Consider the following 10893-nt stretch of genomic DNA (forward strand, 5'->3'; position numbering starts at 1 on the left):
AATGTTTGGCCGCAGCCTTGCAGCATGTCGGTGTTGCGCGCGAGCATGTGCGAAAATGACTAGCGCGTAGACTCATTACGCGTTGCACCAGAGGCGAACGCATATGAGTTTGATGGCGGCGAGGAAGTTGGCGGGATCCTTGTCGTAGCGGGTGGCGATGCCGCGGAACTGCTTGATGCGGTTGAAGGTGCAACGCGTAATGAGTCTACGCGCTAGCCCATGAGCAGACACTCGAATTGTCGCCTCAAGCCGCGCTCACGGATGGCGGCCGCCGTTATTGCAGTGACCGCCGAGTGGAATAACTAGCGTGCGAGATAAGCTCCATCGACCGATCAAAGTCTTGTCGAGAGCAGCCGTTGTCACAATGTCGGCAGCGGGCGCTAAGTAAGCGTGGCCTGAGCACCGCAATTAAGCGGCTTGGGCGACGTCTTGCTGGGTTGGCTGCCAGTTCCACGGCATGAGTTCGTCCCAGCGAGTAGCGGGCCAGTCGCCAGCGATTTTCTCGATGACATCGGCGATGTAGGCCTGCGGTTCGATGCCGTTGAGTTTGGCAGTCTCGATGACGGAATAGATGGCGGCAGCCCGTTCGCCGCCAGCCTTCGATCCGGCAAAGATCCAGTTCTTGCGGCCGATCGCCACGGGGCGGATCGCGCGCTCGGCGATGTTGTTGTCGATCTCGGCAACGCCCTCGTCGATGTAGCGGGTGAGCGCATCCCACCGCTTGCGGCCATAGCTGAGCGCCTTGGCCATGTTGGACTTGGGTGACAGGCGGCGCAGCGCATCGTCGATGATCGAGCGTAACTCGTTCACCTGAGGCCTGCTTCTGCCCTGCCGATGCCGGCGGCGCTGGTCGGGCGGCTGCCCGCGTATCTCTTCCTCGATCCGGTAGAGAGCGGCGATCCGGTCCAGCAGGTTGTTCGTCAATGGCGTCGGGCTGGTGGCATGGTTCTCGAATATCTTGCGCCGGAAATGCGCCCAGCAGGCGACCTCCCGAATGCGGTTGCCCCTGTAGAGCTTGTCGAAGCCTGCATAGGCATCAGCCTGTAGCAGCCCGGTAAAGTCCTTGAGCTCGCCTTGCGGGTGGACGCCGCTGCGGTCAGGGGTGAAGCGATACCACGCCAGCACGGGCGTGGATGCGCCAGCGGCACGATCATCGACGACATAGGCCCAGAGCCTTGCCTGCACCGTCTTGCCCCGCCTGACACAGTCAGGCTGCCCATTGATTCTGCGCGCATCCGCGCGCGGGCCGGGCATCAGCATCGGCACGGGCGTGTCATCGACATGGATCTTGTCGGTCTTGATCCCTTCTTCCCGGATGCGACTGACGATCGGGTCAAGCAGATGTGCGGCCTGTGCTGCCCAGCCTGCCAGCGTCGATCGGTCGATATCGAGGCCCTGTGCCGCCATCATCTCGGCCTGGCGATAGAGGGGGAGATGATGATCGAACTTGGCGACGACGACATGGGCGAGTGTGGCGAAGCTGGCCTTGCCCCGGGCAATCGCCTTTACGGGCGCCGGGGCTTGCACGATCTGCTCGCAGGATCGGCAGCTATATTTAGGACGGACGGTGCGGATGACGCGCCATTGCACCGGCGCGACATCGAGCATCTCGTCGCTGTCCTGCCCGAGCGGACGCAGGGCGCCTCCGCAGGAAGGACAGGTGCAGGTGCCTGCTTCCGGCTCGATCTGGCGTTCGGCCCGCGGCAGATGGGCCGGCAAGGCGCGGATCGGCGCCGGTCGCTCCCTCTGATCCGCCTGGACCTTGCGGATATCGGCAAGCTCAGCTTCGCCTTCCAACTCCTCAAGGGTGAGTTCGAGCTGTTCGATCTGGAGGGACAGCTTCTCCGAAGACTGGCCAAAGGTGAGCCGCCGGAGCTGGGCCAGTTGGAAACGCAAGGTATCGATCAGCGTGTCGCGGGCCGCCAGAGCTGCCTCCAGCTCGGCGATGCGGGCGTCCTTATCGACGGGGGAAGAGCTTCGATCCGACACCTCGGAATAGTATCAAAGCGGCACCATCGATGCCAGATAAACCCACAGGAATCCGCACTTTTTAGCCCGCCAGCAGCGGCGCGGCTGTCCGTTCCGGGCGTCGCCAGTCTATGCCTTCAAGCAGCATGGAAAGCTGCGCCGAGGTCAGGCCGACCTTGCCCGTCTTCGTCACTGGCCAGACGAACCGGCCACGGTCCATCCGCTTGGAAAACAGGCATAGGCCCTGGCCATCATACCAGAGCAGCTTCACCAGATCGCCACGCTTGCCCCGGAAGGCAAATAGCGCCCCAGAATGCGGGCTCTGCTCCAGCACCTGCTGGGCCAGCACTGCCAGACCGTCAAAGCCCTTGCGCATGTCGGTGGCGCCACAGGCCAGATAGATCCGGGTGGAAGGTGGCAGTGGGATCATCGCGTGAGAACGGCAATGACCCGTGCCAGGGCCTCGGCATCGACACCGGCGTCCACGGTCAGCTTCACGCCCGAGGGCAGTTCGATCCCGATATGACCGCCGGGCGCCGGTAACGCTCGAACCGGGGCTGAGAGCTCGACCGCCGCGAAAGTGGGCAATGCCGCTGGCCTGGCACCGCCAAGCTCACCCGACATCGCCTGCCGCCGCCAGGTATAGATCGACCCGCTGCCGATCGCGTGCCGCTTGCAGGCATCGCCAACCGAACCCTCGGGGCCGAAGGCATCGCGCAGGATCGCCAGCTTCTGCTCTACTGTCCAGCGGCGCCGACCCGCAACGACCTCGATCCGACTGCTCATACGATCGCTCGTATGAGCACTCATATGACTGCTCGCTGGCCCACCTTCGATCTCGTTATCCATCGCCGCTCCCTATCCGAGTGGCAATCAGCCCTTCATCCCCCAACAGCGCAAGGCGGCCTCCGCGCCACGCTTACTCGAAGGGAGCCAGATCGTGATCTACTTCGCGGCGGTGATCGCGGGAGCGCTGATCGCGCTCGCGGTGACCGGAACCGCCTCATGGGAAGCAGCGATCAATCCCGCGCTCGCTTTGATGCTGTTTGTTACCTTCCTGCAAGTGCCACTCGCGGAACTAGCCGGTGCTTTCGGTCGACTCCACTTCCTGGGAGCACTGCTCGCTGTCAACTTCATCGCGGTGCCATTGCTGGTAGCGGTCCTCGTCCAGTTCGTGCCCAATGAACCGATGATCCGTCTGGGTGTGCTGCTCGTGCTGCTCTGTCCCTGTATCGACTATGTGGTGACGTTCGCCCATCTCGGTCGCGCCGATGCCAAGCTTTTGCTGGCTTCCACCCCAGCGCTTCTCATCGTGCAGATGCTACTATTGCCGATCTATCTCAGGCTATTCCTCGGCTCTGCCGCCTCAGACCTTGTGCAAGCCGGTCCCTTTCTGCACGCTTTCCTGTGGTTGATCGCAATCCCGCTCGCACTCGCGGTTCTGGTTCAACTGTGGTCGCGGCGATCAGTGGCGGGCGAACGGGTGTCGGCCGCCCTCGGCCTGCTGCCGGTGCCGGCAACGGCGCTGGTCCTGCTGATCGTTATAGCCGCAGTCGTCCCACAGCTCGGTCAGGCGATCGGCGCTGCGCTGCGCGTTGTGCCAGCCTATGTTGCGTTCGCCATCATAGCGCCGCTGCTCGGGTGGTTCGCTGCGCGGGCCGCGAAGCTCGATGCGGAGGCCTGCCGCGCGATGGCGTTCAGTGCGGCGACGCGCAATTCGCTGGTCGTGCTACCGCTGGCCTTGGCGGTGCCCGGGGCAGTGCCGCTACTGCCCGCGATCATCGTTGCGCAAACGCTCGTTGAGCTAGTGGCCGAATTGATCTTCATCCGTGTCATGCCCCGGCTTGGCAGATAAGGCGTCGGCGTTCTCGGAGGGAACGTCGATCGCCATTACGGCCGTATCGAGCCACCTGCACGCTTTGTTTCTGCCTTCATTCACGAGATGAATGCACTTCTCCTCAGACGGCCGAGAGATCGTCATAAATGGTGCAGCAGGATGACGCTCCACCGGCGCAGTCGCTATCGCAGCGCGCGATGATCAGTGCCAGGGCACGGTCGAGAGCCTTCAGCTCGGTGATCCTGGCGTTGAGTTGCTGACGATGGAGTGTCACGGCCTCCAGCGCATTGTCGCAAGACGATGGGCTCTGGCGGATCGCTATCAGCGTCTTCACCTGGTCAATCGTCATGCCGAAGTCGCGGCAGCGACGGATAAGCGTCAGGCGCTCGACATCCTGCCGCCTGTAGGAACGGTGTCCCCCTGATGTCCGATGGGCTTCGGCGAGTAAGCCGACGCTTTCATAATAGCGGATAGTCGGGACGGAGCATCCTGCCCGTTTCGCTGCTTCGCCAATCATCATTTCGCTGCTCATGGGAAGTCGCTCTTTTTGCTTGCACCTCAAGTAACTTGAGGTCGTATAGGCCATACCCGGATCAAAATTGGCTGTGAAGGGGCATAGGATGAAATGGCAATTGGCATTGGGCGTCGGAGCCTGCTGCGCCTTCCCGCTCGTGTCTGGAGCGACCGCTCTTGGTGTTCTGGGGCTTGTGAGCGCGATCGGAGCCATGAAGCTGATCGGTGGATTATTACTTGCCGGGATCGCTGCCGCATACGTCGTGCAACGTCGACGACCTCGGGTGACAGCTTGCAAAATCGACGGGGCGTGTGGCTGCAGGCCGGAAGGAACAAAGTGATGGCCACCCGGATCGAAACGACTGAAAACGACGTCGTCGCGGAAACGAGTGTCGGTGTGGCCGCGACGATCACCTCGTCTGCCGCCGTTCTAAGCTGCGCGGCGTGTTGTGTCCTCCCGCTCGCACTGCCCGCTGCGGCCCTGGCCGGATTGGGCACAACCCTCAGCTGGTTCGAAGGCGCCTCGCCGTGGCTGCGCATATTGTCCGTGCTTATCGTCGCGGCCGCATGGATCATGGTGTGGCGACAGGGCCGGAATACGGGTCGCCGCGCCGCGCGTTCCACGCTCATGCTTCTCAGCATTTCGACCGTCCTGACGGTGATCTCGCTGGTCTGGGAACCGTTTATCGAAGCGTTCATCATCAGCCTTTTCCACTGACGGTTAACTGTCCGCTTCCAAGAGAGACAAAATCGCTCCCGAACGGCTTTGATGGGGCGCGTTGCTGCCTATCAGGTAGATTTCCGCCGAACGGCGGGTTGCGGCGCAAGCCGACGTTCCCGGGCCTCCCGACGAACGGCGCATTGTGGTCGCGACCTGCCGGTTACCGGACAGTCCGGACCTGGGGATGCGAAATTGGTGCCTGAATGGCGACAAAGGGTCGATTTACGCGGGCCGCGCTGTTCGCCAGTGCCCTTATTCATTCTTCGGCGGAATGAATGTTCCCTGGTATATTTCTCGGATGACCTGATTTGTGAACGTCAGCCGCTTTTCATCCTTGTGGAGATTCTTGTCTTCTTCCACGGCGCCGATGACCCGCGAGTTCGCGCATTCACCACGTTCGATGCGTGAGAGTTGCGCAGCAGATATGCCCGACCATGCTGCGACTTGTCGCAGGGTATATTTCTTCTTCTTTCGACATTCCCTGAGATACCGTCCCATGTCTAGGATGGCGCCTGCCCGAATTGTGTCGAAATTTGGTTTCACGCGCCCAGTCGCCCTCTCTCCAGGTTGCCGGGCCACAGCCAATTGCTCACCGAAAACTTCAAAATAGTCCTGCAATGCTTCGAACGTGTCGGGGCGTGGCCAGCTTTTTCCGTTTTCAAACCTGGCATAGGCGGTCCGGGTAATCCCAATGGCATCAGCGACCACCTGCTGCGTCTCCTTCCGATCTGCCCGAAGCGCCTTCAGCGCTTTGGCAAAGCGGCTGTCAAAATGGCTCAGCCCTGCTGGCAGACGGAAACGATACGGCCTGATTTCATCGGACATCAAAAAATAATAGCAGGCGTGTGTAGTTGATGCATAGCCAGAAAAGCACCGTCCTAACACCGGCTCATGGTCGGCAAGAAAGGCACAATGAAACTGGATCCGTCAGCGCAGAAGGCGCTGGCCGATCTTGTGCGCCTGCTCGCCAGACAGGCCGCACATGCCCATTGCGCTGAGCCATGTGCCGACCCATGTTCCAACCATTCCCCCGAAAAGGACAGCGCATCATGCTCATGAAGTCCGCGCCGCGTATCGTCTTGTACGGCCGCCACTCCACCAGCTTGCAGACGATCACCTCGAGCCAGGACCAGACGGCGTCCTGCATGAAGCTGGTCGATTATCTCAATGGCACGGTGGTCGCGACCTTCCATGATCCGGAAATGTCTGGCTACAAGCGCAATCTCCCCGGCCTCAAACAACTGCTGCGCCTGGTGGAGGATGGCGAAGCGGACATGGTAGTGTGCGAGTCTCTGGACCGCCTGGCGCGTGATGGCGAGGATGTGGCCTGGTTGGGGAAGAAGCTGGCCTATCATGGGGCAGAATTATACACTGTGTCGGAAAATCACGTCGACCAGGTAAAGTTCGGTATCGCAGCGCTGCTCGGCGCGATCTTTCTCAAGAACCTCGTCGATAAGACGCTGCGCGGCATGGCGGCGGCGGTCGCAGCAGGCCGGATCGCAGGCGGCCGATCCTATGGCTATGACAGCAGGAAGATTTATGATCAGGAGGGCGAACGGATTCGGGGTTATCTAGACATCGTGCCAGTCAAAGCCGAAGTCGTAGAAAGAATTTTCCGGGATTTTGCGAGCGGTCTTTCCTCCATCGATATCGCAACGGCACTGAATCTCGAGGCTATTCCCGGCCCACGCGGCGGCGAATGGAATGCGTCGACGATCCGCGGCGATCCGAAAAAACATACCGGCATATTGAATAACCCGCTTTATGTGGGTCGCCTGATCTGGGGCCGTCGCAAATGGCGCCGCAATCCCGACAGCGAAAATCGCGAACGGCGCTACAAGATGCGCGATCAGTCCGAATGGCTGGAAATCGAAGTGCCGGACCTGCGCATCATTGACGATGGTCTTTGGGAAGCCGTTCGCGCTGAGATGCAGCGTCGATCCATCTCCAATAAGCCCAGAGAGGGCGAAGCAGACAAGCCGGAGTCGCCTGCAGGCAAACCGCGCAAGAAGCACCTGCTCTCCGGCCTGATCAAATGCAGCCACTGCGGCTCCAATTATACGATCAGCGGCAAGGATTATTACCGGTGTGCCGGTCATAAGGAGCGCGGCACCTGCGGCAACACGCTGTCCGTGCGCAAGGGCGCGCTGGAACAGGCCGCCATGGCCGTTCTCCAACACCATCTTTTCACGGAAGAGCATGCAAAGATCTTCACGGAGACCTTCAATCGGGAGGTGAAGAAGATCAGCGGCAATGAGATTGATCGGGAAAGGATCACGAGAAATCGTCTCGCGGTGATCGAGACGGAACTCGAAAATCTGTCCGCCAATATGCTGTCTGGCCTTCTCAGCCCGACGCTCATGAAGATGCTGTCAGATCGGGAAGCGGAGAAGGCGGATCTGGAAACACGCCTCTCCCGTACAGCACCGACGAAACCGATCGCCCAGATGGACACCTCGAAAAACCGGTGGCGTCTGACGGCTTGAGGTGATTCACTGCCGGTACGCGACAGCGGAGGCAGAGATGGCAGTACAGCCGGGTTTCTTTGATCTTTCGGACCGATACGAGGCGCTGAGCGCGGCGGGCGATCCCCTGGAACGGTTGTCGGCCGTGGTGGACTTCGAGCTATTCCGGGGACCGCTGGTGGCCGCGCTGCGACGCGGCCCTCGTAACAAGGGCGGACGACCGCCGTTCGATCCAGTGCTGATGTTCAAGATCCTGGTTCTACAGGCGTTGTATTCGCTGTCCGACGAGGCGACCGAGTTCCAGATCAAGGACCGGCTATCGTTCCAGCGTTTCCTGGGCGTGGGGCTGGAAGGCACCGTGCCCGATGCCACCACGGTTTGGCTGTTCCGCGAACGGCTTGTGAAGGCCAAGGCGATCGACCGGCTATTCGCGCGCTTCGATGCCGCGCTCAAGGACCGGGGATATCTGGCCATGGGCGGTCAGATCATTGATGCCACCGTCGTGCCCGCGCCCAAGCAGCGCAACACCCAGGAGGAGAAAACGGCGATCAAGGAAGGCCGCATCCCCAAGGACTGGACGCCGGCCAGGGTTCGGCAGAAAGACCGCGATGCGCGCTGGTCGATCAAATATACCAAGGCCAAGGCCCAGGAAGGCGCCGATCCCAGGGCGACAAAACCGGTCGATCTGGCCATTCCGATGTTCGGCTATAAAAATCATATCGGCATCGATCGGACTCACGGCCTGATCCGCACCTGGGATGCGAGCGCCGCCAATGCCCATGATGGGGCGCGACTGCCCGATCTGATCAGCAAGGAGAACACCGCCTCGGGCGTTTGGGCCGATACCGCCTATCGATCTAAGAAGAACGAGGCATTCCTCGCGAGGGGCATGTTCACCAGCAATATCCACCAGAAGCGCTTGCCTAGGCGGCCGCTGCCTGAACGGATAGCCAGAGCCAATGCAAGGCGCTCAAAGGTACGCGCCGCCGTTGAGCATGTCTTTGCCGGACAGAAACACCGCATGGGCCTCGTCGTCCGTACCATCGGCATCGCTCGTGCCAGGATCAAGATCGGCATGGCCAACCTGGTCTATAACTTCCAGCGCCTTGCATGGCTCGAGGGCAGAACTGCGCCTGCATGACATGGAATTGGCGTCCCGAACTCGGCCGATACCGCGATCACGCCGCCAATGCAGCCGAAACGCCGCCTTTCATCAGCGCCGCGTGCCCCTTCCTACGCCATCAGACCAAAATCACCCGGTTATTCGAGGTGTCCAGATTGTCCCTCACCCGGAACTGCTCCAAAAGTTCAGGGAGAAGATCGGTGCGCTGCGCGATACGCTGAACGACGAGAGCATTCGCACGGAAGCAGCGGAACTGATGGACAGATTGATCGAGAGCGTGACGATCTATCCTGAAGGCGCCAATGGCCCTGAGGCGGAGATCGTCGCGAAGGTGGCGGATCTGGCGGTTTACGCCCTGAACGACAACACCGCCCCGGGGAGATCCTGGGGCGGTGTTTATAGTTCTATGTCGGTGGTTGCGGGAGTAGGATTTGAACCTACGACCTTCAGGTTATGAGCCTGACGAGCTACCGGGCTGCTCCATCCCGCGACACTGGGCTTTTGTGGCCCTGACATGCAAAAAGGGCGGCTTTGCGGGCCGCCCTGTTTTGTAACATTGTGATGGGTTTTTGATCCGTTGCTATGCGCGTGCTTCAATGCCTGGCGACGCCCTACTCTTCCAGTGCTTGAGCAATAGTACCATCGGCGCAGACTGGTTTCACGGCCGAGTTCGGGATGGGATCGGGTGGGTCACAGACGCTATGGTCACCAAGCAATGAAGCAGGCGCATAACTGCGGGTTTTTAATCGATACCGTGCACAATTTTGTGTGTTTGTATGTTCGTATATCTGGGCTGGCTTAAAACCACGCCATCAGCGTCCTAGCTGTTTCCAGCATTGTCGTTGATGGTGGGACTCTTAAGCGCGAACAGAGCAATTAGGACTGGTTAGCTCCATGCGTTACCGCACTTCCACATCCAGCCTATCAACGTCGTGGTCTACGACGGCTCGATGAAATCTTATCTTGAGGGAGGCTTCCCGCTTAGATGCTTTCAGCGGTTATCCCGTCCATACATAGCTACCCTGCTGCGCCACTGGCGTGACGACAGGTACACCAGAGGTATGTTCAACCCGGTCCTCTCGTACTAGGGTCAACTCCTCTCAAATTTCGACGCCCACGGCAGATAGGGACCAAACTGTCTCGCGACGTTCTGAACCCAGCTCACGTACCACTTTAATTGGCGAACAGCCAAACCCTTGGGACCTGCTCCAGCCCCAGGATGTGATGAGCCGACATCGAGGTGCCAAACGATTCCGTCGATATGAGCTCTTGGGAATCATCAGCCTGTTATCCCCGGCGTACCTTTTATCCGTTGAGCGATGGCCCTTCCACGAGGGACCACCGGATCACTATGACCGACTTTCGTCTCTGCTCGACTTGTCAGTCTCGCAGTCAGGCGGGCTTATGCCATTGCACTCTAACAGACGGTTTCCAACCGTCCTGAGCCCACCATCGCGCGCCTCCGTTACTCTTTAGGAGGCGACCGCCCCAGTCAAACTACCCGCCACAGAGGGTCCCTGCACCGGATAACGGTGCGAGGTTAGACATCAGAAAACAACAGGGTGGTATTTCACCTATGGCTCCACATCAACTGGCGTCAATGCTTCAAAGCCTCCCACCTATGCTACACAGTTCTTTCCTAATGCCACTCTGAAGCTGCAGTAAAGGTGCACGGGGTCTTTCCGTCTAACCGCGGGTACTCCGCATCTTCACGGAGAATTCAATTTCGCTGAGCATATCCTGGAGACAGTGGGGAAGTCGTTACGCCATTCGTGCAGGTCGGAACTTACCCGACAAGGAATTTCGCTACCTTAGGACCGTTATAGTTACGGCCGCCGTTTACCTGGGCTTCAATTCAGAGCTTGCACTCCTCCTCTTAACCTTCAGGCACCGGGCAGGCGTCAGGCCCTATACGTCGTCTTGAAGCCGACTTAGCAGAGCCCTGTGTTTTTGCTAAACAGTCGCTACCCCCTGGCCTGTGCCCCCCATCAAAAGTTGCCTTAAGATGGGGCCTCCTTCTTCCGAAGGTACGGAGGCAATTTGCCGAGTTCCTTCAGGATACTTCTCTCAAACGCCTTGGTATACTCTACCATTCCACCTGTGTCGGTTTAGGGTACGGTCTATACGGTGGGGCTATTTCCTGGGACCCCTTCACTGCCCGGAGCAATCCAATAAGCCCGAACAATTTACGGCATCCGTCACACACCACCAGGCCCACGAATATTAACGTGGTTCCCATCGACTACCCCCTTCGGGCTCGTCTTAG

The 10893-nt window shown here is 59.7% G+C and carries 9 protein-coding genes, 1 tRNA gene, 2 rRNA genes and 1 pseudogene (1 of these 13 running past the window's edge); 4 read left to right on the plus strand and 9 right to left on the minus strand.

Features of this window, described 5'->3' with window-relative positions; genetic code table 11:
* Nucleotides 1-75: 75 nt before the first annotated feature.
* The 4 genes and pseudogenes from ACI6S0_RS08195 to tnpA all read right to left on the minus strand — a co-directional run.
* A pseudogene (locus ACI6S0_RS08195) lies at nt 76-186 on the minus strand (IS5-like element ISRhru5 family transposase); the annotation flags it as partial.
* 222 nt (nt 187-408) lie between these two features.
* Nucleotides 409-1989, minus strand: a complete 1581-nt coding sequence (gene tnpC / locus ACI6S0_RS08200) for an IS66 family transposase (RefSeq protein WP_434405180.1) — start codon at nt 1987-1989, stop codon at nt 409-411.
* A gap of 61 nt (nt 1990-2050) precedes the next feature.
* The gene (tnpB, locus tag ACI6S0_RS08205) at nt 2051-2398 is read right to left on the minus strand and encodes an IS66 family insertion sequence element accessory protein TnpB (protein ID WP_009824048.1); all 348 of its coding nucleotides are present in this window, start codon (nt 2396-2398) and stop codon (nt 2051-2053) included.
* Nucleotides 2395-2817 (minus strand): IS66-like element accessory protein TnpA, encoded by a 423-nt coding sequence (gene tnpA, locus ACI6S0_RS08210; protein ID WP_434404615.1) that lies wholly within the window; start codon nt 2815-2817, stop codon nt 2395-2397. The genes tnpB and tnpA overlap by 4 nt, the downstream gene beginning before the upstream one ends.
* A gap of 91 nt (nt 2818-2908) precedes the next feature.
* Between tnpA and ACI6S0_RS08215 the strand changes: the two genes are divergently transcribed.
* Nucleotides 2909-3823 carry an arsenic resistance protein gene (locus ACI6S0_RS08215; RefSeq protein WP_434405475.1) on the plus strand — a complete coding sequence of 305 codons (915 nt, stop codon included), beginning with the start codon at nt 2909-2911 and terminating at the stop codon, nt 3821-3823.
* Nucleotides 3824-3926: 103 nt separating this feature from the next.
* On the opposite strand, the gene ACI6S0_RS08220 is transcribed toward ACI6S0_RS08215, so the two are convergent.
* Entirely contained in the window at nt 3927-4337 is a 411-nt protein-coding gene (locus tag ACI6S0_RS08220; protein ID WP_434405476.1) for a MerR family transcriptional regulator, read from the minus strand.
* A 321-nt stretch (nt 4338-4658) separates the two neighbouring features.
* On the opposite strand from ACI6S0_RS08220, the gene ACI6S0_RS08225 reads away from it, so the two are divergent.
* Nucleotides 4659-5036 (plus strand): hypothetical protein, encoded by a 378-nt coding sequence (locus tag ACI6S0_RS08225; RefSeq protein ID WP_434405477.1) that lies wholly within the window; start codon nt 4659-4661, stop codon nt 5034-5036.
* 255 nt (nt 5037-5291) lie between these two features.
* Here the strand turns inward: ACI6S0_RS08225 and ACI6S0_RS08230 are convergent, their stop codons facing one another.
* Nucleotides 5292-5864 carry a helix-turn-helix domain-containing protein gene (locus ACI6S0_RS08230; protein ID WP_434405478.1) on the minus strand — a complete coding sequence of 191 codons (573 nt, stop codon included), beginning with the start codon at nt 5862-5864 and terminating at the stop codon, nt 5292-5294.
* Nucleotides 5865-6088: 224 nt separating this feature from the next.
* Here ACI6S0_RS08230 and ACI6S0_RS08235 point away from each other — a divergent pair, with 224 nt between their 5' ends.
* Complete coding sequence (locus ACI6S0_RS08235) at nt 6089-7525, plus strand: recombinase family protein (protein WP_434405479.1); 1437 nt, start codon at nt 6089-6091, stop codon at nt 7523-7525.
* Between the two features lie 37 nt (nt 7526-7562).
* Nucleotides 7563-8645: an IS5 family transposase gene (locus ACI6S0_RS08240; RefSeq protein ID WP_017501924.1), complete on the plus strand. Its 1083-nt coding sequence runs from the start codon at nt 7563-7565 to the stop codon at nt 8643-8645.
* A 395-nt stretch (nt 8646-9040) separates the two neighbouring features.
* On the opposite strand, the gene ACI6S0_RS08245 is transcribed toward ACI6S0_RS08240, so the two are convergent.
* The 3 genes from ACI6S0_RS08245 to ACI6S0_RS08255 form a co-directional block, all read right to left on the minus strand.
* Nucleotides 9041-9117 (minus strand) — tRNA-Met (locus ACI6S0_RS08245).
* Nucleotides 9118-9225: 108 nt separating this feature from the next.
* Nucleotides 9226-9340: ribosomal RNA gene (gene rrf / locus ACI6S0_RS08250) — 5S ribosomal RNA — on the minus strand.
* 144 nt (nt 9341-9484) lie between these two features.
* Nucleotides 9485-10893: ribosomal RNA gene (locus ACI6S0_RS08255) — 23S ribosomal RNA — on the minus strand (it continues 1384 nt past the right edge of the window).

It is taken from the genome of Sphingobium sp. DN12 (assembly GCF_051058005.1).
GTDB lineage: Bacteria > Pseudomonadota > Alphaproteobacteria > Sphingomonadales > Sphingomonadaceae > Sphingobium > Sphingobium yanoikuyae.

What these genes read in the sequence shown, in the direction of transcription:
- tnpB (WP_009824048.1), bottom strand. Translation starts at nt 2,398, where the DNA reads ATGATCCCACTGCCACCTTCCACCCGGATCTATCTGGCCTGTGGCGCC.
- tnpA (WP_434404615.1), bottom strand. Translation starts at nt 2,817, where the DNA reads ATGGATAACGAGATCGAAGGTGGGCCAGCGAGCAGTCATATGAGTGCT.
- ACI6S0_RS08220 (WP_434405476.1), bottom strand. Translation starts at nt 4,337, where the DNA reads ATGAGCAGCGAAATGATGATTGGCGAAGCAGCGAAACGGGCAGGATGC.
- ACI6S0_RS08225 (WP_434405477.1), top strand. Translation starts at nt 4,659, where the DNA reads ATGGCCACCCGGATCGAAACGACTGAAAACGACGTCGTCGCGGAAACG.
- ACI6S0_RS08230 (WP_434405478.1), bottom strand. Translation starts at nt 5,864, where the DNA reads ATGTCCGATGAAATCAGGCCGTATCGTTTCCGTCTGCCAGCAGGGCTG.
- ACI6S0_RS08235 (WP_434405479.1), top strand. Translation starts at nt 6,089, where the DNA reads ATGCTCATGAAGTCCGCGCCGCGTATCGTCTTGTACGGCCGCCACTCC.
- ACI6S0_RS08240 (WP_017501924.1), top strand. Translation starts at nt 7,563, where the DNA reads ATGGCAGTACAGCCGGGTTTCTTTGATCTTTCGGACCGATACGAGGCG.